The following is a 22,706-nucleotide window of genomic DNA, read 5'->3' on the forward strand; positions in this document are numbered from 1 at the left end:
GCACAGCAGATAAACATAAATTAATCTGCATGCCCCTTGAAAAGTGCAGTGATAGACATATTATGTCTTTATCAAAATTATCGATGTAGCGGATTTCATGCATAGGAGCTGATATGAAGCGTGTAATTCTGTTGATTGCAACAAACCTGGCCATTCTTGCCGTGGCATCCATCGTGATGTCGTTGCTCGGCGTCAATAGCCGTTCAATGGAAGGCTTGTTGGTATTTGCAGCAATATTTGGTTTTGGTGGGGCATTTGTCAGTCTGGCCATTTCCAAATGGATGGCCAAGCGCGCCATGGGATGTGAGGTCATCACCCAGCCACGGGACAATACGGAACGCTGGTTGCTGGAAACCGTTGCCCGCCAGGCGCAGCAGTTGGGGCTGAAAATGCCGGAAGTGGCCATTTATCAGTCACCGGAAATGAATGCGTTTGCCACCGGTCCCAGCAAGGACAACTCGTTGGTGGCCGTCAGTACCGGCTTACTTTACGGCATGAACGCCGAGGAAGTGGAAGCGGTGCTGGGCCATGAAATGAGCCACGTTGCCAATGGTGACATGGTGACACTGACCCTTATTCAGGGGGTGGTGAATACCTTCGTTATTTTCGCCGCCAGGGTTGTTGCCGGGATTGTGAGTAACGTGATGTCCAGTAACGATGAAGAGGGTGAAGGATTGGGCACCTTTGCCTACATGGGCGTAGTGTTTGTCATGGAAATGTTGTTTGGCATTCTGGCATCGCTGATTGTGGCGTATTTTTCCCGGGTACGGGAATTTCGTGCCGATGCCGGTGCGGCCAAATTGGTAGGCCCGCAGAAGATGATCAGTGCCTTGCAACGCTTGAGTCAAGGCCCGGCAGTGGGGGATATGCCCGCCACCATGTCTGCATTCGGGATTAACGGCAAGCGTTCCATGGCGGAGCTTTTCATGAGCCATCCACCATTGGAAAAACGCATCGCAGCCTTGCGCAATGCCGCATAATCACACGGTTTGTGATCTGTCAGGGGGCTTGTGTCAGCCCCCTTTTTTATTGTCTTATCTTTTGTATGGACTTTATTAGTAACTGTTTTATCAGAAAAATTTTTTAAAAAACTTGTTGGCGGTAAGTATTTAACTTGATTTAGCGCACATTTTGCCCATTCCGATATTGTTAAAGTAGTACAAATTAAATTTAGTTTGCTAAGTGGTTAAAGCTTGACTAATTTAATTTAACGTCGTGCTATTTCCCGGCGGCTGGATGGGGGTCAACCCTGAGATAAGAATTCCCAGTAGCTGTCAAAACCGGAGGATATTGATTGTGAGCAATAAACTGTTAAGTGCATTGTTTGGTGCGGGTCTGGCTGCTCTGGCAATGTCATCTGCTTCATTCGCGGCAGATCAGAAGATTTCTGATTTCCACGTGGATATGGGCGGATGCGAATCTTGCCATAAGGATGGTTCACCATCTGCTGATGGCGAGTATGAGTTCCAGCAGTGCCAGAGTTGCCACGGTGGCTTGGCTGACATGGATGCGGTTCACAAACCCCATGACGGTATGCTGAAATGCGCCGATTGTCATGCTGTGCATGATATGAACGTAGGTCAGAAGCCCACTTGTGACAGCTGCCATGATGATGGTCGTACTGCTGAAAACCCCATGGGTAAATAAGCAGTCAGTGATTGTATGAGTAACAATGCCGGCAGCAATGCCGGCATTTTTTATGCCTGTTTTTCAATGGTATTTATTAGATAGAATGTGGGTGATGTAACGCTTCACTGAATATGGCGGAATATGCATTTCGAACGGTTTCAAACCCATCAACACAATATTGCTGGCAGCATACTTGATGTTTCATATGATCGCCTTACCACCAAATTTGAACTCAGGGCCGATGGCAGTGTTGTCTATTCGAAATACCTTTGGTGTTGGCCCAAACATCGTGCGGTCATTAACATGGGTGGCGGTGATTATTTGCTCAAGGTTTATCGGTTTCTCTTATGGGGAGCCAAATTGAGCGATAATGATGCGCTGTTGGTTAAAGAATTATTGCCCAAGCGCCGTAGGCGTTCGATTGTTTTCCTTGGGTATGGGGTTTTTATACTGTTGCTTAGGGGAATGCTGGTTGCTTTTCCGTCATAGTACCAAGTACATAATGATGGTTCTTTTTTATAAGGATTTCACCAAAACAGTGCCAACAAGATGCCACTGATTTAGGCATGGGCAGCACACTTATTATCTGAATTCGGCGCAGTTAATGGCTTTTATCGCGAGAGTTGTCTTCATTTCGGTAATGTAAGTTCAACCTGATCATCGTCACCGAAGGTGGTTTTTGTGCCGACCATGGAGAAATAACGGATTGAACGCTGACCATGGGCAACCACTCATGCCTGCTGGCACATCATGATGCCAAAGCACTGGGCATCGGCTGACAGCGCATTACCATTTCTTTTTTGGCTGGAACAACATGTCGATGTCGTCTTCTTCCTTGGCCTTGGCCGGTGCGGGCTGCGCCATTTTAACCGCATTGTTTATCTCTTCCAGCAGCTGTTTGGCCTCTTCCACTTTGCGGCTGATAAAAGGATCATTCGGCGTTTGCCCCTTGATGGTATTGAGTGTGGCTAGCGCCTTGGTCACCATTTGCCGGGACGAACCATACTGTTTCATGTAACAGCTGCTGCGGGCCCGGGATAACATGCTGTCCACATTAATGCGCAACTGCAAACTGCTGATGCGGGTTTCTTCATTGGCAAAAATGGCCGGATCCATTTTCCCCTTGTTGTGTTCATCGCGAATAATGGCCCGCAGTTTTTTCAAGGTTTGCACCAGCACCAGTATTTGCCGGTCATTATCGGGCAGGCGAAAATTTTCGATGGAAGGCTGCTGGGGGGGATTTTTTTGCAGGTTGGCGATCATGGCATCCAGATCCAGCACCCGGCGTTCATAATCGCTTTTTTGGGAAGGATTGGACAGCAACCTGGCTTGTTGCGCTGCTTCCTTGATGCGTTTGTAGAGCACCAGATTGACATGGCTGGTACAGGGGAACATGCCGGTATTGGCCAGCACCTCTTCTGTTTCGTCCAAAATGGCGCGTTGACGGGCCAGCTCCGTGCGGCGCAACGCTTCAGCACGTTGTTTTTGCTGTTGCAGGGCATTGATGCCAATGACCAACAACAGCAACGCACCGATTAGCACCAGTACCAGGGTAAATGCCATAGTCGTTCCGATAATTTTATAATTTGAGTAATGCTACAATAAATCAACAAACTAACCTAGCGATCATAGCTTAGCTTGACGCTGGTGTTGTAGATCTTGGACAGGAAAATCAATATATTCCTGTTTGATTTGAATCTGGCGTTGTACTATAACGTTTGATTATAGATAGAGGCCTCTACCCCCACATTCTGTCACTTGGCGGCACAGAAAATCAAGGACTTATCCCATGAAGCTACAGCAATTGCGTTATATTGCCGAGGTAGTCAATCACAACCTGAACGTTTCCGCGACTGCTGAAAACCTGTATACCTCCCAACCGGGGATAAGCAAGCAGGTACGGATGCTGGAAGATGAGTTGGGGATCCAGATTTTTGGTCGTAGTGGCAAACACTTAACCCATGTAACCCCCGCAGGTGAGCAGGTTATCCGCATTGCCAATGACATTCTTGGCAAAGTGGAAAGCATCAAGAAAGTTTCTGAGGAATACACCAAGCCGGATCAGGGCGAGCTGATTTTAGCCACCACCGATACCCAGGCGCGTTATGCCTTACCCAAAATCATTCAGCAATTCATTGCCCGTTACCCCAAGGTGAATTTGCACATGCATCAGGGAAGCCCGGCACAGATAAGCGAGTCTGCCGCCCATGGCGTGGCAGATTTTGCCATTGCCACGGAGGCGATGCATCTGTATACGGATTTAATCATGTTGCCTTGCTACCACTGGAACCGTTCGGTGGTGGTGAAAAAAGACCATCCCCTGGCTTCTCGTAGCCATATTGGCATTGAAGAGCTGGGGCGTTTCCCTTTGGTCACCTATGTATTCGGTTTTGATAAGGCGTCAGAGATTGAAAAAGGGTTTAAAAAGGCCGGAGTGGAACCCCGTGTGGTGTTCAGTGCCACTAGCGCCGATGTATTGAAAACCTACGTGCGGTTGGGACTCGGTGTGGGCATTATCGCGTCCATGGCGGTTGACCCCCAGATTGACAATGATCTGGTGGCAATTGATGTAAGCCACCTGTTTGCCCATAGCACCACGAAAATCGGTTTTCGAAAAGGAAACTTTTTGCGGGGTTATATGTATGACTTCATCCAGAATTTTGCGCCCCATCTAACCCGTGACGTGGTAGAAAAAGCCGAAGCGCTGAAAGATGCCCAGCTGATTGAAGCGATGTTTGCGGATATAACGCTGCCGGTGCGCTAGGCTCTTTTACGTTCAAGACTTTTGCCCAGTAGGGTTGTTCACCCCTTCGCAATCAGCGCCGGATAGATGTGCTATGGCGTTGCCCGTGAAATCGCCATCAAAATTCACAGCCGGAGATTATCCGGCTGTGGTGGCATTAACATTCCACGATATTAACGGCCAGGCCGCCTTTGGCGGTTTCCTTGTATTTACTGCGCATGTCCTTGCCGGTATCCATCATGGTCTTGATGACTTTATCCAGCGATACCTTATGATTGCCATCCCCCCGCAAGGCCAGCCGGGAGGCATTGATGGCCTTTACCGCCCCCATGGCATTACGCTCAATACAAGGCACTTGTACCAAACCGCCAACGGGATCGCAGGTCAGCCCCAGGTTGTGTTCCATGCCGATTTCAGCGGCATTTTCCACATGTTCCACCGTGCCACCCATCAGCTCGGTTAAGGCCGCAGCGGCCATGGAGCAGGCCACGCCGACCTCGCCCTGACAGCCCACTTCCGCCCCGGAAATGGAGGCATTTTTTTTATACAGGATGCCGATGGCGGCCGCGGTCAGCAAAAAGCGGGCGCAGCTTTCCTTGTCGACGGCTTCCACGAAGGTGTCGTAGTAACACAATACCGCCGGGATAATGCCCGCAGCTCCGTTGGTGGGCGCTGTCACAACCCGCTCCCCGGCAGCATTTTGTTCATTGACCGCCATGGCAAACAGATCCACCCAGTCCATGGCATTCAACGGGTCAATGGTGTTTTTGCTCTCGGCCTTAAGGCGCCGGTACAGTGCTGGTGCCCGGCGTCTTAGCTTTAACCCTCCGGGTAAAATGCCCTCCCGGTGACAGCCTTTTTCAACGCATTGCTTCATGGTTTGCCAGATGTGCCATAGCTGCTCTTTGATCTGGCTCTCAGCACAAATGGTGCGCTCATTGGCCAGCATCAATGATGAAATGCTCAAGCCATTATCCAGACACAGATTGACCAGCTGGGTAGCGCTGTTGAAGTCATAGGGCACGCTTAACAGCGGGGTGGCCGGTGAGGCATCATGCTGCCGGATTTCCTCTTCATTCAGGATGAAACCGCCCCCCACTGAATAATAAGTGCGTTGTTGCAGGCAATGATTGTCGTGCCAGGCTGAAAGGGTCATGGCATTGGCGTGGGCCGGAAGGGTTTTGCGCCGATGGTAGGTAATGCCGCTTTCCCGGGTGAAGATGACCCTTTGGCCATTTGCCAGTTGTAGTGATTGGGTATCATGCACTTGCTGCAGTACCGCATCGATGGCGTCGGTATCAACGGTTTGCGGGTCTTCCCCCATCAAACCCAAGATAACGGCCTTGCCGGTGCCGTGGCCTTTGCCCGTCTGCCCCAACGAGCCGAACAGTTCCGCCCTTATCTCGTCAGTGGCGGTTAACAGGCCGTCCTGGGACAGTTTTTCAATAAAAATTTTGCCGGCTTTCATCGGCCCTACAGTGTGGGAGCTGGAGGGGCCAATGCCAATTTTGAACATGTCAAATACGCTGATCATGTAGTTAACCCTGATAGTGCTTGCTCTTGTTGTACATCCTGAGAGCCTTGCTCGCTCTCAGTGGAAATTACAGGTATCTTAGCCCCGTGGGCGTACTGTAAATGGCGCTAAGTATCCCACATTTTGCAGTTGTCATATCATTAGTTATTTTTATCGTTATGGTTTCGCATTAGCTGCATTAAAGCATGCGTCTGCGCGGCGGTGTTTAAGTATTATAGTGTGTTGTATGCCAAATGTTACCAGCGGGGCTGGGCCGCTCCAGGTATAAATTTTATAAGGAAGGTTTATGAGTTATCTAATGCTGGATATTGCCGGAACCCAATTGCAGGGCGATGAGGCAGACGTATTACGGCATCCGGCAGTGGGCGGCGTGATTTTATTCAGCCGCAATTATCAGCACCGCGCCCAGCTCATTGAACTGGTGCAATCCATTCGGGTCCTGCGACAGGATATCGTGATAGCGGTGGATCACGAAGGCGGGCGGGTACAGCGTTTTCGTGAGGGGTTCAGTGAACTGCCGGCCATGGGCGACATTCTGCCAGCAGCCGGCAATATGCCGCTGGCGATTGAATGGGCCAAAGAGCTGGGTTTTTTAATGGCGCTGGAGCTGCTGGCCTGTGACATTGATGTGAGCTTTGCGCCGGTGCTGGACATTAACGGCGTGAGTGAAGTGATAGGCAAACGCAGTTTTGCGGCGACGGCGGATGAGGTGATTCCGCTGGCCCGCAGTTTTATTGAAGGGATGCACGAGGCCGGCATGGTGGCCATTGGCAAGCACTTCCCCGGCCATGGCAGCGTGGCGGCTGATACCCATCATGCCCAGGCCATTGATAACCGCAGCTATGATGAGATTGCTGCCCAGGATATGCCGCCTTTTGCGGCATTAATCGAGGCGGGGGCCTTGCAGGGCGTCATGCCCGCCCATGTGATTTATGCGCAGGTAGACCCTCAGCCTGCCGGTTTTTCATCCCGTTGGCTACAGCAGGTGTTGCGGGGGAAGTTAGGCTTTGATGGCGTGATTTTTTCCGATGACCTGGGGATGAAAGGCGCCGCGATGGCCGGTGATTTTCGCCAACGTGCCAGCGCTGCAATTGCTGCCGGTTGTGATATGGTGTTGGTATGTAACGAACCGGAAGGCGCCCGCACCCTGCTGCAGGATTTTAGCTGGCCGGCATCTGCCCCGGATTTATTGGCACGTTTAAAACCTCAACCTTCACGACTGTTGCAGGCATTACAAAATGAAACGCGCTGGCAACAGGCATCGGCGTTGGCAGCCAGGCTTCTTGGTTAATCATTGACCTAGCACAAAACACTGGAGTGGCACCTTGGTTAACGTAATGTTGATTGCGCCAGTATAGGAGATCGCAAACATGATTTTATATCTGCACGGATTTGACGCGACCAGCCCTGGCAACCATGAAAAAATCAGGCAACTGCAGTTTATTGATGACGATGTGCGTTTGCTTAGCTACAGCACCCTGTATCCCAAGCATGACATGCGCCACCTGCTCAATGATGCCTGCAGGCACCTGAAGTTGACCAGTGACAAACAGCCATTGCTGGTGGGCGTGGGGTTAGGGGGCTACTGGGCGGAGCGGATTGGCTTTTTGGCCGGGGTCAAGACCGTGCTGGTGAATCCCAATTTGTGGCCGGAAGAAAACATGCCCGGCAAAATCGACCGGCCGGAAGAATACGAAGACATCTCCCAGAAATGCGTGACGGATTTTCGCGCCAAGAATCGTGGCAGGGCCTTGTGCTTATTGTCCTTGCATGACGAGGTGCTCGACAGCCAGCGCAGTGGCACTTTGCTGAGTCAGTATTATGACGTGATTTGGGATAAGCAGCAGCCCCATAAATTTCCGTCCCTGTCCAGCCACATGGTGTCGATTAAAGCGTTTAAAAAGCAGCCTTAGCCGAAGCGTGATGGCAACAGAGCCTTCGGTGCCATGGCGTTGTATCTGACCTTGTTTGCTTGTGTTGCAGATTTATCAGTTGTTGACGTTGCAATTTGCACGTTCAGTGCTTGATTTATAAGAGTAATGACAATGGGGGCGGGACATGAAAAGGGTGATGATCACCATGAGTGGCAAGGTGCAGGGCGTGGGGTTGCGTCGCAGCGCGCTGCAAAAAGCCCAGGCGCTGGGGGTGACGGGCTATGTGTGCAATCTGGATGATGGCCGGGTGCGCATTCTCGCCCAAGGGGCTTTTCCGGCGGTGGATCAATTAATCCACTGGTGCGAAATCGGGCCGGTGACTGCACAGGTCGACAGCGTTTTTGTGGAAGAAGACGAGGCAGATGAAATCTACCTCGATTTTTCCATTACCGCCTAGGTGCCGTTAATCCGCCTGGGGCAGGGGAATGTCGGGCGGATTGTCTGCCGCCGGTGATGTTGCTGCGGGCTCCTCGGCATCAGTAGGCGTTTCTGTTGTGGTGTCATCCGGTTGCTGAATGCGGCGCACCTGCAAAATCATGCCCATCGCCGGGTGGTCAAAATAATGGATTTCAGTGCTGCGAATACGGCGGTTTTGCTCCATGGGCATACTGTAAAGGTATGGCATCTCGGTTGCCGGGTGCCCTTCAATGGCAATGCTTTTTTGGCCGGGTTGGCGCAGGTTAAAGCGGGTTTCCACATAAAGGTAATGGCTGAGATAGATATTCAGCAGACCGTCAAACTGCCATACAGGCGTGGTTTTTTCTTCCAGTTTCAGGGCATCAAAGGTGGCAAACCGGTCTTTTACGGCAACCTGCTGGCTGACCGGCAAGCCGTTGTGCTGGAATTGTTCGGCAAAGTTGCGGCCGGCAAACAGGTGTAAGGGCCGGGATTGGCGCCGGGGTTTCATCTCCTGGCGCCAAGTGATATGCAATAGCGGCTCTGCGCCGGACTGGCGTTGTAATCGGGCAATAATCTCGCCGAACTGGGCGCTGTCTGCATCCTCCAGCACGGCATGGGGCAGGGTGGCGCTTTGGGGATCTTTTGGCAGTACGTCCACCGGCATTACCTGAGGCATTACCAGTGTCTTGGCGCTTTCAAGTGTGTTGTCACAGGGTTGCGAGGTGGTGTTAAGGCCATTCCACTGACTGTTGCAGTCATTGAGGGCCATGCTGACCCCCGTGATGTCGCTGGCCACTTGCGGGGTGAGCAAATCGATGGCATTGCGGGTATCCAGCGGCAACGGGGTATCCGGCCAATGCTCCTGTTGGGTTTGCAACGGACGCTGGAACAGGTAGATTTCCACCTCGTACCAAGGGGCGGCCACTGCATGTAAGCTGGCGCTCAGCAGGCATGTTGTAAGGGTTGCCAGCAGAAATTTGTTAAACACTATCGCTCTCCCACAGTGTGTTGGGCCAACTGCTCCAGCAGCAGTGATGCCAGTTCCAGCCGTTGCTTGCTGTTTTCCGTTACCATGGTGAACTTTAACTTATTCGGTCCGTCCATTCGATAGATTTGTGGCTGGGATTGCAGCAACCCGATGATGAATCCCGGGTCCACCTTATGATCGTCACAAAATTCCAGGCTACCGCCCCGGCTGTGCATTTCCAGCTTTTTAAGTCCCAAGGTGGTGGCCTGATGCTTCAGCAGCGTCAGTTGCATCAGGTGGCGGGTGGCGTCAGGCAGCATGCCAAAACGGTCAATGAGCTCGACTTTAAGCTCATCCAGTGCGGCTTCAGTGCGGCAGTTGGCAATGCGCTTGTAAAGTGACAGGCGGATATTCACATCTCCCACATAATCCTCTGGCAGCAAGGCCGGGACTCGCAGCTCCATCTCGCACTGTTCATTGAGCATTTGCGCCAGCGATGGCTCCTTGCCCTGTTTCAGGGCATTTACCGCCGATTCCAGCATGTCCATGTACAGGCTGAAGCCGATTTTGGAAATATGGCCGCTTTGCTCCTCGCCCAGCAATTCACCGGCGCCGCGGATCTCCAGATCCTGGGTGGCCAGCATGAAGCCGGCGCCGAGGTCTTCCAGGGCATCAATGGCCTCAAGGCGTTTGCGGGCATCGCTGGTCATGCGTTTGGGATGGGGCGTCATCAGATAGGCATAAGCCTGGTGGTGGGAGCGGCCAACCCGCCCGCGCAACTGGTGCAATTGGGCCAGTCCGAACATGTCGGCCCGTTCAATGATGATGGTGTTGGCGCTGGGCACATCAATGCCGGTTTCGATGATGGTGGTACACACCAGCACGTTATAGCGGCGATGGTAGAAGTCTGACATCACCCGTTCCAGCTCCCGCTCCCGCATCTGGCCGTGGGCCACCACCACCCGTGCCTGCGGTACCAACTGGCGAATATCTTCCGCCGCTTTTTCAATGGTTTCCACATTGTTGTGCAGGTAATACACCTGGCCGCCACGCAAGATTTCCCGCTGAATGGCTTCACGGATGCTGTTTTTATCGTATTCCCGGACAAAGGTTTTCACCGCCAGCCGTTTGGCCGGTGGCGTGGCGATAATCGACAGATCCCGCATGCCGGACATGGCCATGTTAAGGGTTCGCGGGATCGGCGTGGCGGTGAGGGTGAGAATGTCCACATTGGCGCGCAGCGCCTTGATTTTCTCTTTCTGGCGCACGCCGAAACGGTGTTCTTCATCTATGACCAGCAGGCCAAGATTTTCAAACTTCACTTCTGAATTCAGCAGCTTGTGGGTGCCAATCACGATATCCACTTTGCCTTGGGCCAGTGCGTCCATGACCTGTTGCTGCTCTTTGGCGGTGCGAAAACGCGACATCACTTCAATCTGTACCGGCCAATCGGCAAAACGGTCCTTGAAGTTTTCATAATGCTGCTGGGCCAGCAGGGTGGTGGGCACTAACATCACCACTTGCTTGCCTGCATTCACAGCCACAAAGGCCGCGCGCATGGCCACTTCCGTTTTGCCAAAACCCACGTCACCGCATACCAGCCTGTCCATGGCAATGGGGGATTGCATGTCACTGAGCACCGCATCAATGGCGGTCTCCTGATCCACGGTTTCCTCAAACGGGAAGCTCTGGGCAAACAGGGCGTAATCCTCTGCCTCCATTTTGGCGGCAATGCCCGGCCGTGACTGGCGCCGGGCGTAGATGTCCAGCAGCTCGGCCGCCACATCGCGGATGCGCTCAATGGCTTTTTTGCGGGCTTTCTCCCAGGTGTCGTTACCCAACTTGTTGAGGGAGGGTTGCTGATCCGGCCCCACGGTGTAACGGCTGATCAGGTGCAGCGATGATACCGGCACATACAGTTTGTCGCCGCCGGCGTATTCCAGCTTGAGGTATTCGGCCACCATGCCGCCGGCATCCAGGGTTTCCAGCCCCAGATACAGGGCCACCCCGTGCTCCAGGTGCACGATGGGTTGCCCCACTTTCAGTTCGGCCAAATCCCGGATGAGCGCATCCTGGCTGACCTGGCGCTGTTTGTCCCGGCGCCGCTGCTGGGCAATGCGGGCACCGAACAGTTCGGTTTCGCAAATGATGCACAGCGCAGGATTGGTGAGCTCGCACCCTTGGGACAAGGGGGAAACCATCAGCCCGATGTTGTCAGGGCTTTGCAGAAACGGCTCAATACCGTTAAAAAGCCGCGGCTTGAGGTCGATTTTGGCCAGCATTTCCAGCAAGGCTTCCCGGCGGCCTTCCGACTCGGCACTGAACAGCACTTTGTTTTTGGCGGCCACAAATGCCGCCAGTGCAGCCAGCGGCTGTTTTTGCTTGTGGTTGACCGTCAGTTCCGGCAATGGGGCGGTTGCCGCCATCAGCTGATGCTTGTGGCTGCCGGGCGCATCAATGTGCACCCGTGGCAACTGTTTGAAGGCGGCAAATAACTGATCCGTTAACAGGTACAGCTCTTGGGGGGCCAAAAGCGGCCGCAGCGGGTCAACCTTGCGGTCTTCATAACGATGCTGCACCTGGGCCAGATGTTCATCGGCGGCATGTGCTAAATCGCCAATGGTGAACAGTTGCGCCTTGTTGCCAAGATAATCAAACAGGGTGGCGGTGGCGTCAAAAAACAGCGGCAGATAGTTTTCAATCCCGGCGGGCATCAAATGGCGACTTACCTGCTGGTAGACGGATTCAGGCTCTTTGACCACCACTTCAAAATAGCGCCGGTAACGCTGACGAAAGCCTTCAATGGCGCTGTCATCGGTGGGAAATTCCCGGGCGGGCAACATGCGGATTTGGTCCACCGGCTCTTGGGACAACTGGGTATCCGCCTCAAAATAGCGGATGGACTCCACTTCATCGTCAAACAGCTCAATGCGCAGCGGTTTGACGCAGCCCATGGGGAAAATGTCCAGAATGGAGCCGCGGATGGCAAATTCGCCGTGTTCATACACTTGCCCCACCAGATGATAACCGGCGTTGACCAGATGCTGCCGCATCTCCTGCAGTGGGTAATGGTCACCTTTTTTCAGCAGCATGACATTGGCGCTGAGAAATGCCACCGGCGGCAGTTTAACCATCAAGGTGGTCAGGGGCACAATGACCAGTGCCTGTTTGGCACTTGGCAGGCGCGAGAGGGTTTCCAGCCGTTGTGATATCAAATCCTGATGCGGTGAAAAGCTGTCATAGGGCAGGGTTTCCCGGTCCGGAAACAACCACACCGGCAGTTTGTCCGCCAACAGGTGCTGCAGTTCCGCTTCCAGGGTCAGCGCCGTTGGGGTATCCGGTGTTACCAGCAAGCTGATGCCGGGGTGGCTGGATGCCAGGGAGGCTAATGTCAGGGCGCGGGCAACACCTTCATCTAGGCCAAGGTAGCGTACATCCGCAGCCTTGGTGGCACCCTGCGGTGCGAGAACGGAAAAAGCGGTCATTGAGCGGCAAATGGATTTATGGGAAAAGAGTTGGGGCACATTGTAGAGATTTGCGCCGATGAGTACCAGTGCCGTCAGTTGTTGGTTTTTCGATGCTTGAGCTGTTTTTGCTGCACCACCAGACTGGCTTTCACCAGTTGTTCCACTTCGGCATCCGTAATCACGCTGAACTGCAAATCCAGCAGGAAACAGCCCGGCTCATCCGGATCCTCCCGGCAATCGCTCACCTGGGCCAGGCATAATACCGAGAGGATTTCCTCACGGACAAACAGCAACAGTTTCACTTGCTGGCCCCGCGCCAGTGACTGCGCGCTTTTGAGGCGCACCCCGCTGCCGCCAAACTGCAAACCGATGCAGTGCTCGCCGTCGCGGGCTTCCTGCTCCAGCAGGTGTTGCAGTACCAAATCGATTTTACGGGATTGCAGTTTCAGGTATTCCACAATGGCTCGGCCGTCATCGCCCATTTGCCGCAGATGGATAAGGCAGTTGCCCTCCAGGGCCTTAACCTCACTCATCAGCTGCATGCCTTTGGATTTCATGCTTTGCAGCAGCGTTTCATCTGGCAGTGGCTGATCTTTTGGCCACAATGACACATAGGCATCAAACGGATGCGGAACACTGAAATAGGCGCTGGATTCTGGAAACAAGGCGCTGCCCCTTGTATTTAGTCGGCTAATCCACCTATTATCGTGCCCACTTCAATGATTTAGCAAGCCTGGCGCAATATTACCCATGCCGGGATTGAGGAGCGATTGTTCTGCCCATGAATCCGGCCCTTTCCTTTTTTATCGGTTACCGTTACTGGCGGGCGCGCAAGTCCAATGCGTTTGCCTCGTTCATCACCTTTTTTGCGGTCAGCGGCATTTTTCTGGGCGTGGCGGCATTGATCATGGTGAGCTCGGTAATGAACGGGCTGGAAGGGCAACTGAAACAGCGCATTTTGGGGGCCGTGCCGCAACTTACCGTACACAGCGCAGCGCCTTTGCCCCACTGGCAACAACAGGCATCGCTGTTGCAAACCTTGCCGGGCGTGCGCGGCGCAGCGCCCGGTGTCACCATTCAGGCCATGGTGCAGTCACAGGACAACATCAGCGCCGTGCAGTTGTACGGCATTTTGCCCGAGGCCGACAGCGCGCTGTCGCCGCTGGCATCACACACCCTGGGCAATGGCTATGATGCGCTGCAATCCGGCCGTTACCAGGTGTTGCTGGGGGCTGAACTGGCCCGGCGGTTGAATGTGACGCAAAACGACAAGGTGCGGCTAATCAGCGGTGATGGAGTGGTGTATTCGCCGCTGGGGCCTGTGCCCAGTCAGCGCACTTTTACGGTGGCGGGCGTGTTTGAAATGGGCTCGCAGGTGGATGCCAATGTGGCCTATCTGCATTATGCCGACGCGCGCAGGCTCATGCGCAAGGCCGCAGACGACATTGAAGATTTACGGCTGTTCCTGACCGACCCTTTTCGTGCGCCCCAGTTAACTCCCGAGGTGGCCAGACTACTGACAGCCCAAGGGCTCAAGGTGCAGGTAAGTGACTGGCGCGACAGCTATGGCCACTTGTTTGCGGCGGTGAAAATGGAAAAAAACATGATGTCGCTGATGCTGAGCCTGATCATTGCCGTGGCCGCATTCAACATCGTTTCGGCATTGGTGATGATGGTGGTGGATAAAACCACCGATGTGGCGGTGCTCAAAACCCAGGGGCTTGGCCGGGGCGACATCATGCTGGTGTTCGTGTCCCAAGGATCGCTGAACGCCTTTTTGGGGCTGCTGCTGGGGTTGACCTTGGGCAGTTTGGCTACCGTTTACATCAATCCGCTGCTCAGTGCATTGGGGATCAGCATTCTGGGCGCCGGGCAACAGTTGCCGGTGATGCTGGATTACGGCCAGTTGCTGGGCATTACCGTGGGCACCATTGCCATTACGTTGCTGGCCACGTTATATCCGGCGCTGCGGGCGGCGGCGGTACAGCCGGCACAAGCCCTTAGTTATGAATGAATCAAAGAGAGAGCAGATGCAGAATACGCCATTACTGCAGGTCCGAGGGGTCAGCAAAAGTTATCAGGAAGGCAGTCTCAGTACGCCGGTATTGCATGATGTGGCATTGACCGTGGTGGCCGGTGAGCAGTTGGCCATTGTGGGCAGCTCCGGCTCCGGCAAAAGTACGCTGTTGCATATACTTGGCACGCTGGATTGTCCCAGCAGCGGGCAGGTGTTGCTGGACGGGGAGGATTTGTATCAGGTGCCGGCCACGCGCCAGGCGCAGATCCGTAATCAGAAGTTGGGATTCATCTACCAGTTTCATCATCTGTTGCCAGAATTTACGGCGCTGGAAAATGTCTCCATGCCCGGCTGGATTGCCGGGCGCAACAAGCAACAAGTGCAGCAGCAGGCACAGCAACTGCTGACCCGGGTAGGCTTGCAGCACAGGTTACAGCACTTGCCGGCGGAATTGTCCGGCGGTGAGCGGCAACGGGTGGCCATTGCCCGGGCGTTAATCAACAATCCGCGACTGGTGCTGGCGGATGAACCCACCGGCAATCTGGATGCCAGCAGCGGGGAAACCGTGTATGAGCTGATCCGCGAGTTGGCGGCCCAGCTGGGAACGGCGTTTGTGGTGGTGACCCATGATCATCAACTGGCGGCCCGGATGGACCGGCAACTGCAAATGGTGGACGGTCGCCTGACGGTTGCAGGAGCCCCGTTATGAAGCAATGGTTGCCGGTATTGATTGGCTGGCGTTTTTACAGGGCCAGGCAACACAACGGCTTTGTCAGTTTTATCTCGTTTGCTTCCACGGCGGGCATTGCCTTGGGCGTGGCGGTACTCATTTTGGTCTTGTCGGCCATGAACGGCTTTGAAAGTGAGCTGGAAAAACGGCTGTTGGGGGTGGTGCCCCAAGGGGAGTTGCTCTCGGCGGGGCAACCCATCAACAATTGGCAGCAGATGCTCACCGAGGCCCATGCCATCGCTGGCATTACCGGCGCTGCGCCCATGGTGAAACTGCAAGGGCTGGTGCAAAAGCCCGGCGGTTTTGTGGGCGTGCAGGTGACCGGCGTGGACCCGGTACTGGAGCAACAGGTGTCAACCCTGGGAGATTACCTGTCGGCTGAAGGCTGGCAAAGTCTGGAAGGTGACAGCAACCATATCGTGATGGGCCAGGGGCTACTGACAAAACTTGGGTTGGCCGTGGGCGATTCCATCACCCTGTATTTGCCGCCGGCCCGGGCACGGCACAGTGCGGCTGACATTGGCCGGGCTCGCAGTCATACGCTGGTCATCAGCGGCAGTTTCAGTGTGGGCGGCGAGCTGGATTACAGCCAGGCATACGTGCCTTTGGCTTATGCCCAACAATTGCTGGGGCTGGGGGACGGGGTCAATGCCGTTCGCATCAAAGTGGCCCGGGTGTTTGAGGCGCCGTCACTTATCCGCCAATTGGGCTACCAGCAGCAACAGATGTTGTACATCAATGACTGGACCCGTAGTCAGGGGCATCTGTATCAGGATATCCAGATGGTGCGCACCATCATGTATCTGGTGCTGGCGCTGGTGATTGCCGTGGCCTGTTTCAATATCGTCTCCACCTTGGTGATGGCCGTGCGCGATAAAGCCGCCGAGATAGCCATTTTGATGACCATGGGCTTGCGCCGTCGGGCCATGATGCTGGTGTTCATTGTGCAGGGCGGGCTGAACGGGGTGGTAGGCAGCGTGCTGGGGGTGGCCATCGGTGTTTTCTTTGCGCAAAACCTGTCGGCGATTGCGGCCTCAATCGAAGGGCTGACCGGACATAAATTTTTATCGGCCGATGTGTACTTCATTGATTTTTTGCCGTCGCGCCTGGAATGGCAAGATGTGCTCTGGGTACTGCTGATGGCATTGCTGATGAGTTTGCTGGCAACACTGTATCCGGCCTATCGCGCCAGCTGCATTGCGCCGGCCAGAGCCCTAGCAGCGAGATAACGCCAGATGAAAATGTGATGCAAAAACGATACAGGCCGCGATATTGCGGCCTGTATTTTATGGTGAGCGCTATTTGCGGCGGCGCTTTTGCCACTGACTGTAAATGGAGTACTGCCACAAACTGCGCACCGCCACATAGCCCACAATGGCGCTGATGATCCCAAACACCAGACAACCCAGCAAAAAAGGCGGTGCAATGGTGGCGAATGAGGTTTCCACCCAATGCCAGGATAGCTCGAACGAGAACTGCTCGGTGGGGTGGTGCAATAGCTTGGCCCCGGCAATATAGGCCAGATAAAACATGGGGGGCATGGTCACCGGGTTGGTGATCCACACCAAGGCCACCGACACCGGCAGGTTGACGTTAAACGCAATGGCCAGCGCCGCGGCCAGCACCATTTGAAACGGCATGGGCACCCAGGCCACAAACAGTCCCACGGCAAACGCGCCCGGCGCTGAGCGACGGGTGAGCGCCCACAGATTGGGATTATTCAGCAAATCACCGAACATACGCAGGTATTTGTGTTCCCGCAGCACTTCAGGTTTTGGCAGGAACTTTTTAATCAGTTTCTTTGGCATAAGGTTTGATTGCTGTCTTAACTTAGCTGATGAATTACATTCTGAGCGGCTTTTGTCTGGCGCTGGTGTCAGCCAGAGTATGGCCAGCCATGCCGTCATCATTATTGTCACCGTTAATTATTGCAGGGACTTTACTCCTGTGCGCACTGTGGCAAGTTCCCAAACACCATTATCCAATCAAGGCACTGCTGTGTGGCGCGCTTGCAGGCGTGTTGTGGATGATGGTGTTTTGCCACGTCGTATTGTCGTTGCGAGAAGTAGACGAATATTCATCGCTTCGGGGACAGACGACACCCCTGACCGTGCGGGGCAAAATCATATCACTGGTTGCGCCCCATGGCGACTGGATTAATCTGGAAGTGGCGGAATCCCGAACGTCATCCCGTTGGCAGCCACCCCGGCGTTGGCGTCTGGGCTGGGATGTGTCCGCCATGGCCGCCGATAATGCCGAGGTTGGCACATTGCCTCAAATCGGGGAAGTGTGGCTGTTTGAGGTGCGCCCGCGGGCTTTTGTCTCGGTATTGAATCAGGGCGGCTTTAACCAGCAGCAGTATCTACTGGCACAACACGTGACAGCCAAAGGCACGGTAATAAACGCCAAGCGTTTGGCTGCGGCCCAGGATGTGCGCTCACGCTTGCTGGCGCAACTGATGCCGTTACTGCAAACCTTGCCCAACGGCGACATGTTGCTGGCACTGACCATGGGGGAGCGGGGCCTTATCGGCGAGCGCCGCTGGCAGCAACTCCGGCAGACCGGCACCGGGCATTTGGTGGCCATTTCGGGCTTGCACCTGTCAGTGGTGGCACTGTGGCTGTACGCCTTGGCAAGAGGGTTGAGCCGGTGCTGGCCCGGGCAAGGGCGATGGGGGTTGCTGACTGCCCAACTGCTGGCCTTGCTGGGCGCTGGGGTTTATGCCTGGTTGGCGGGTTTTGCCATTCCGGTGCAACGGGCCTTGCTCATGCTGTTGGCCCTGGTGCTGGTCAGTTGGTCCATGCGTAACGTATCGGCTTGGGAACGTTGGTTATGGGCCATGGCACTGGTGCTGCTGATGGACCCTTTGGCACCGCTCAGTGGCGGTTTCTGGTTGTCGTTTCTCGCATTGGCGCTCATTTTGCTGGAGTGGCAGCGGCCGTTACCCGCCGAAGAATTGTCCTGGCGGGCGGCAACATTACGCTGGTGCCGCCAGTTCTGGCGCGTTCAATGGCGGTTATGCCTGGGGCTGACCCTGGTGCAGGCCATGCTGTTTGGCGGGATGACCCTGCACAGTTTTTGGATAAACCTGTTGTTGGTGCCCTGGTTCAGTGTGGTGGTGATCCCGTTAAGCTTGTTGGCGCTGACTCTCTGGCGTGTGCTTGAGGCTGTACCCCAGGTGGCATCCATGCCGATGTCATGGCCTTGGGAACTGGCCGACTGGGCACTATTACCGGCCAACTGGCTGTGGCAACTTAGCGACACCTTGCCGGGCAACTGGGTGCTTTTGCCCAGCATGCTGACGTTGAGCCTGGGGTTCGGATTATTGGCCGGCGTTATCTGGTTATGGCGCCCAAGGCCTTGGCATGTGGTCATCCCCCTGTTTTTACTGCTGCCGGCATTGTTGCAGGTTGTCCAGTGGCGCGCCGAACTGCCCCTCAAAGGTTGGCAACTGCATGTGCTAGATGTAGGGCAGGGGCTGGCGGTGGTGGCCCAGCAGGGCACCCGGGCCTTGTTGTTTGATACCGGCGCGGCATTTCCCTCAGGTTTCAGTTATGCCGAACGGGTGATTTTGCCATTTTTGGCATCGGCAGGAGTACGTCACCTGGATTACCTGCTGATAAGTCATGGCGATAATGATCACGCCGGTGGCTTCAGGGTGCTTCATGAGGCGTTTCCCGGTACTTTGCTTATCACCGACACGCCCTGGTTGCCCGCATCGGCCGATTGCCGTCCAAGGCAATGGCGCTGGCAGCAATTGACCTTGACGCTTCTTGGACCCGCGCAGCCACAGGCCGGCAACAATGGCTCCTGTGTACTGTTACTGGATGACGGCGTGCACCGGGTATTGTTGCCGGGAGATATCGAATTGGCCGGAGAAGTGGCGCTGCTGCGCCAGGGCGTGCCGCTGCATGCCCAGATTTTGCTGGCACCTCACCATGGCAGCAAAACCTCATCCAGCGCAGATTTCATCGGGGCGGTAAACCCTGAGTGGGTGGTATTTCCGGCAGGCTTTGCCAATCGCTGGCATTTTCCAAAAGAGGAGGTCCGTCAGCGTTATCAGGCGGTCCATGCCCGGCAACTGGTCAGCGGTGAGCAGGGGCAGATAAGCTTCATGCTGGATGACCGGGGAATTCGGGTGCGCACCTATCGCCAGCAACTGGCACCTTACTGGTATAACCGCTTGTTTGGATTTGGTTACACCCGCAATCCAGAGTAGAATGCGGACTTCGTGAATTTTACTGAAATTATGGTCTCGATGCCTCATACGTCAAAAAATGAAACCTGGGCGATATTCAAACGGTTAGTCTCTTATGTACAGCATTTGAGGCGCGTGTTTGTCATCTCGGTGCTGGGTTTGTTGGGTTACGGCGCGGTGGACGTCACGTTCATGATGTTCATCAAGCCGTTTGTGGATGAAGGTTTTTCTGCCCAACCACCGGTGGACACCCATCTTGAAGTGGTGACCACCCAGGGGTTCCAGTCGGGTAATGATGTGTTGGCCATGGCGCCATTCGTGATTGTGGGGTTGTTTGTGCTGCGCGGCCTGTGCAACTTCATCTCCACTTACGGTATCTCTTACATGAGCGCCAAGGTGGTGCAGGAGATGCGCCAGCAGGTGTTCGAGCATTTGCTGAAACTGCCCGTGAGTTACATGGAACAGCAAAACTCCGGCAACCTTATCTCCAAAGTCACCTACGATACCGAGCAGGTGGCCCGGGCTTCCGGTAATGCGCTCATCACCATCGTGCGTGACGGCGTGACGGTCATCGGCATGTTGGCGGTGATGTTTTGGTACTCCTGGAAACTGTCCATTTTCATTCTGGTGATTGCGCCGCTCATCGGCTTGGTGATTTCCATTGTCAGCAAGCGTTTTCGTAAAGTGTCCCGGCAAATTCAGGGCGCCATGGGTTCGGTGACCACGGTGACCGAACAGATGATCAAGGGGCATAAAAACGTGCTGTCGTTTGGCGGACAACGCACCGAAGCCGAGCGTTTTTCCCGCGCCAATGATTTTAACCGTTATCAGAACATGAAGCTGGCCACCACCCAGTCCATCAGCCAGCCGCTGGTGATGATTATCGGCTCCTTTGCCTTGGGCGCGGTGATTTTTGCCGCCAGTCTTGACAGCATGCGCAGTGAACTGACCGCCGGCATTTTCACCACGGTACTGGCCTGCATGCTGTCCATGCTGCAACCCATCAAGAACCTCACCCGGGTAAATGCGGAGTTCCAGCGGGGCATCACCGCTTGTACCACCATCTTCGAACTGCTGGATACCGCACCGGAGCAAGACCGCGGTCAGCATGAAGTGGAACGGGTCCGGGGCGATGTGCGCTTTAACAATGTGAGCTTTCACTATCCGGGGCAGGAAAAGCAAGCGCTGCAACAGGTGGATTTTCACGTGCAACCAGGCCATACCCTGGCATTGGTGGGCCGCTCCGGTTCCGGTAAATCCACCATTGCCAGTTTGCTCAGCCGTTTTTACGGCGAGCTGGATGGTGGCGACATTCTGCTGGATGACGTGAGCATTTACGATTATTCGCTGAAATGCCTGCGCAGCCAGGTAGCGCTGGTGTCCCAGCAGGTGATGCTGTTTAACGACACCATTGCCAATAACATTGCCTACGCCTATCCGGGAGAGGTGAGCCGGCAACAGATAGAAGAAGCCGCCCAACTGGCCTATGCCATGGAGTTCATTGACAAGCTCCCCAACGGGCTGGATACGGAAATCGGTGAAAACGGGGTGACCCTCTCGGGTGGTCAGCGCCAGCGCATTGCCATTGCCCGCGCCATTTTGCGTAATGCACCGGTGCTCATTCTGGATGAAGCCACCTCGGCGCTGGATACGGAATCTGAAAAAGCCATTCAGAAAGGGCTGGATAACCTGCGCCGCAACCGCACCTCCATCGTGATTGCCCATCGTCTGTCCACCATCGAGAATGCCGACGAGATTTTGGTGGTGGATCAGGGGCAGATAGTGGAGCGGGGCAATCATCAGACGCTGCTGGCACAAGATGGCATGTATGCCAAGCTGTACCAGATGCAGTTCGGGAGCTAAGCCCCGTGGAAAACTGGCTGAATCGCGTGTGGTATGGGCATCACTGGGGGCGCTGGCTGTTATGGCCATTGTCCTGGCTGTTTGCCCTGCTCAGTGGTTGTCGCCGTCTGGCATTCCGTCTGGGACTGAAGCAACAGGTCAAACTGCCGGTGCCGGTGATACTGGTGGGCAACATCACTGTAGGCGGCAGCGGCAAAACGCCGGTAGTGATCTATCTGGTGCAGTGGCTGCGCCGTCAGGGCTATCATCCCGGTGTTATCAGCCGTGGCTACGGTAGCGGCCAAACCCATTCACGATTGGTGTTACCCTCATCTTCAGCGGCAGAGGTCGGGGATGAACCGGCAATGATAGTGCAGCGTACCGGCGTGCCCATGGCGGTAGGCTCCGATCGCATTGCCAGTGCCCGCTTGCTGCTGCAGTCCGCTGAGGTGGATATCATCATCAGTGATGATGGCTTGCAGCATTACCGCCTTGCCCGGGATATCGAGCTGCTGGTGCTGGATGCCAGTCGGGGGCTGGGCAACGGCATGCTGTTACCGGCCGGTCCGTTGCGGGAAGGGGCTTGGCGCCTTGATACCGTGGATTTTGTGGTGGCGAACGGCGCTCGGCAAGATAGCCGTGACGGTTTTGCCATGCAGTTGCAGGTTGGCGGCCTCAAACCGGTAGCCGAGACGTCTGAGGGGCTCCCTCCGGCTAAAACACAACCGCTGGTGGCGGTAGCCGGCATTGGGAATCCTCAGCGTTTTTTTGATACTTTGCAGGCAGAGGGCTATTCCCTGACACAAACCATGGTATTTGCGGATCATCACCCCTACAATGCAGCAGATTTTGCATTCGTGGCCCAGCAGCCACTGGTGATGACTGAAAAGGATGCCATCAAGTGCCGGGCATTTGCCGGCAGGCATTGGTGGTATCTGGCCGTGGACGCAGCATTTTCGGCACAATTTGAATCCCAGTTACTGGCCCGGGTTCGGGCGGTAATGAGTCACAGACATGACTAAACAGAAAGGACAGTCAGATGGCATTTGATAAAAAACTCCTGGATATAGTGGCGTGCCCGGTTTGTAAAGGCAAACTGGAGTACGACAAAGCGCACCAGCAGCTGATCTGTAAAGCAGACCGTCTGGTGTATCCCATTGATGACGGCATTCCGGTGTTGCTGGCCGACAAAGCCAGCAACTGGCAGGAAACGCAGGACTGAAGACTGTCCGTGTTACGGTGAAAT

20 protein-coding genes are annotated in these 22,706 nt (G+C 54.7%); 14 read left to right on the forward strand and 6 right to left on the reverse strand.

The features are described from left to right. The first annotated feature begins 113 nt into the window (after positions 1-113). The 3 genes from htpX to ACIDEJ_RS06925 all read left to right on the forward strand — a co-directional run bounded on the left by htpX (position 114) and on the right by ACIDEJ_RS06925 (position 2,118). Entirely contained in the window at positions 114-980 is an 867-nt protein-coding gene (gene htpX / locus ACIDEJ_RS06915) for a protease HtpX (RefSeq protein WP_411987355.1), read from the forward strand. Positions 981-1,296: 316 nt separating this feature from the next. Then, a complete protein-coding gene (gene cctA / locus ACIDEJ_RS06920; RefSeq protein WP_411987356.1) occupies positions 1,297-1,647 on the forward strand; it encodes a tetraheme c-type cytochrome CctA in 351 nt (116 codons plus the stop codon). Positions 1,648-1,770: 123 nt separating this feature from the next. Next, on the forward strand, positions 1,771-2,118 hold the full coding sequence (locus ACIDEJ_RS06925; protein WP_411987357.1) for a hypothetical protein: 348 nt from the start codon (positions 1,771-1,773) through the stop codon (positions 2,116-2,118). Between the two features lie 297 nt (positions 2,119-2,415). Here the strand turns inward: ACIDEJ_RS06925 and ACIDEJ_RS06930 are convergent, their stop codons facing one another. Beyond that, on the reverse strand, positions 2,416-3,192 hold the full coding sequence (locus ACIDEJ_RS06930) for a hypothetical protein (RefSeq protein ID WP_411987358.1): 777 nt from the start codon (positions 3,190-3,192) through the stop codon (positions 2,416-2,418). 226 nt (positions 3,193-3,418) lie between these two features. Between ACIDEJ_RS06930 and cysB the strand changes: the two genes are divergently transcribed. Continuing rightward, on the forward strand, positions 3,419-4,393 hold the full coding sequence (gene cysB / locus ACIDEJ_RS06935; RefSeq protein WP_411987359.1) for an HTH-type transcriptional regulator CysB: 975 nt from the start codon (positions 3,419-3,421) through the stop codon (positions 4,391-4,393). Between the two features lie 136 nt (positions 4,394-4,529). Here cysB and ACIDEJ_RS06940 read toward each other — a convergent pair whose 3' ends face one another. Continuing rightward, on the reverse strand, positions 4,530-5,906 hold the full coding sequence (locus tag ACIDEJ_RS06940) for an L-serine ammonia-lyase (protein WP_411987360.1): 1,377 nt from the start codon (positions 5,904-5,906) through the stop codon (positions 4,530-4,532). A 286-nt stretch (positions 5,907-6,192) separates the two neighbouring features. Here ACIDEJ_RS06940 and nagZ point away from each other — a divergent pair, with 286 nt between their 5' ends. The 3 genes from nagZ (at position 6,193) to ACIDEJ_RS06955 (ending at position 8,237) form a co-directional block, all read left to right on the forward strand. After that, positions 6,193-7,197 carry a beta-N-acetylhexosaminidase gene (gene nagZ, locus ACIDEJ_RS06945; protein WP_411987361.1) on the forward strand — a complete coding sequence of 335 codons (1,005 nt, stop codon included), beginning with the start codon at positions 6,193-6,195 and terminating at the stop codon, positions 7,195-7,197. 79 nt (positions 7,198-7,276) lie between these two features. Beyond that, a complete protein-coding gene (ycfP, locus tag ACIDEJ_RS06950) occupies positions 7,277-7,819 on the forward strand; it encodes an alpha/beta hydrolase YcfP (protein WP_411987362.1) in 543 nt (180 codons plus the stop codon). Positions 7,820-7,964: 145 nt separating this feature from the next. Then, the gene (locus ACIDEJ_RS06955; RefSeq protein WP_411987363.1) at positions 7,965-8,237 is read left to right on the forward strand and encodes an acylphosphatase; all 273 of its coding nucleotides are present in this window, start codon (positions 7,965-7,967) and stop codon (positions 8,235-8,237) included. Positions 8,238-8,243: 6 nt separating this feature from the next. Here ACIDEJ_RS06955 and ACIDEJ_RS06960 read toward each other — a convergent pair whose 3' ends face one another. The 3 genes from ACIDEJ_RS06960 to ACIDEJ_RS06970 form a co-directional block, all read right to left on the reverse strand. Further along, a complete protein-coding gene (locus tag ACIDEJ_RS06960) occupies positions 8,244-9,227 on the reverse strand; it encodes a peptidoglycan binding protein CsiV (RefSeq protein ID WP_411987364.1) in 984 nt (327 codons plus the stop codon). Then, a complete protein-coding gene (mfd, locus tag ACIDEJ_RS06965; protein WP_411987365.1) occupies positions 9,227-12,691 on the reverse strand; it encodes a transcription-repair coupling factor in 3,465 nt (1,154 codons plus the stop codon). The genes ACIDEJ_RS06960 and mfd overlap by 1 nt, the downstream gene beginning before the upstream one ends. Positions 12,692-12,765: 74 nt before the next feature. Beyond that, the gene (locus ACIDEJ_RS06970; protein WP_411987366.1) at positions 12,766-13,338 is read right to left on the reverse strand and encodes a hypothetical protein; all 573 of its coding nucleotides are present in this window, start codon (positions 13,336-13,338) and stop codon (positions 12,766-12,768) included. A gap of 116 nt (positions 13,339-13,454) precedes the next feature. On the opposite strand from ACIDEJ_RS06970, the gene ACIDEJ_RS06975 reads away from it, so the two are divergent. From ACIDEJ_RS06975 to lolE, 3 genes are read left to right on the forward strand one after another with little or no spacing between them, the layout of a single operon-like run. Further along, positions 13,455-14,687 (forward strand): lipoprotein-releasing ABC transporter permease subunit, encoded by a 1,233-nt coding sequence (locus ACIDEJ_RS06975; RefSeq protein ID WP_411987367.1) that lies wholly within the window; start codon positions 13,455-13,457, stop codon positions 14,685-14,687. Beyond that, on the forward strand, positions 14,680-15,399 hold the full coding sequence (gene lolD / locus ACIDEJ_RS06980) for a lipoprotein-releasing ABC transporter ATP-binding protein LolD (protein ID WP_411987368.1): 720 nt from the start codon (positions 14,680-14,682) through the stop codon (positions 15,397-15,399). The genes ACIDEJ_RS06975 and lolD overlap by 8 nt, the downstream gene beginning before the upstream one ends. Further along, positions 15,396-16,649 (forward strand): lipoprotein-releasing ABC transporter permease subunit LolE, encoded by a 1,254-nt coding sequence (gene lolE, locus ACIDEJ_RS06985; RefSeq protein ID WP_411987369.1) that lies wholly within the window; start codon positions 15,396-15,398, stop codon positions 16,647-16,649. Before lolD ends, lolE begins: the two co-directional genes overlap by 4 nt. 69 nt (positions 16,650-16,718) lie before the next feature. Here the strand turns inward: lolE and ACIDEJ_RS06990 are convergent, their stop codons facing one another. After that, positions 16,719-17,228: a DUF2062 domain-containing protein gene (locus ACIDEJ_RS06990; RefSeq protein WP_411987370.1), complete on the reverse strand. Its 510-nt coding sequence runs from the start codon at positions 17,226-17,228 to the stop codon at positions 16,719-16,721. Between the two features lie 29 nt (positions 17,229-17,257). Between ACIDEJ_RS06990 and ACIDEJ_RS06995 the strand changes: the two genes are divergently transcribed. Genes ACIDEJ_RS06995 through ACIDEJ_RS07010 form a run of 4 tightly spaced genes read left to right on the forward strand, consistent with a single transcriptional unit; the run spans position 17,258 to position 22,682 of the window. Continuing rightward, positions 17,258-19,639, forward strand: coding sequence for a DNA internalization-related competence protein ComEC/Rec2 (locus ACIDEJ_RS06995; protein WP_411987371.1), 2,382 nt, complete (start codon positions 17,258-17,260; stop codon positions 19,637-19,639). 39 nt (positions 19,640-19,678) lie between these two features. Further along, on the forward strand, positions 19,679-21,481 hold the full coding sequence (gene msbA, locus ACIDEJ_RS07000; RefSeq protein ID WP_411987372.1) for a lipid A export permease/ATP-binding protein MsbA: 1,803 nt from the start codon (positions 19,679-19,681) through the stop codon (positions 21,479-21,481). A gap of 5 nt (positions 21,482-21,486) precedes the next feature. After that, positions 21,487-22,482, forward strand: coding sequence for a tetraacyldisaccharide 4'-kinase (gene lpxK, locus ACIDEJ_RS07005; protein ID WP_411987373.1), 996 nt, complete (start codon positions 21,487-21,489; stop codon positions 22,480-22,482). A 17-nt stretch (positions 22,483-22,499) separates the two neighbouring features. Next, the gene (locus tag ACIDEJ_RS07010; protein WP_411987374.1) at positions 22,500-22,682 is read left to right on the forward strand and encodes a Trm112 family protein; all 183 of its coding nucleotides are present in this window, start codon (positions 22,500-22,502) and stop codon (positions 22,680-22,682) included. The last annotated feature ends 24 nt before the right edge of the window (positions 22,683-22,706 follow it).

Origin of the sequence: Shewanella mytili, from assembly GCF_046765975.1 — a bacterium.
Classification (GTDB): Bacteria; Pseudomonadota; Gammaproteobacteria; order Enterobacterales; family Shewanellaceae; genus Shewanella; species Shewanella mytili.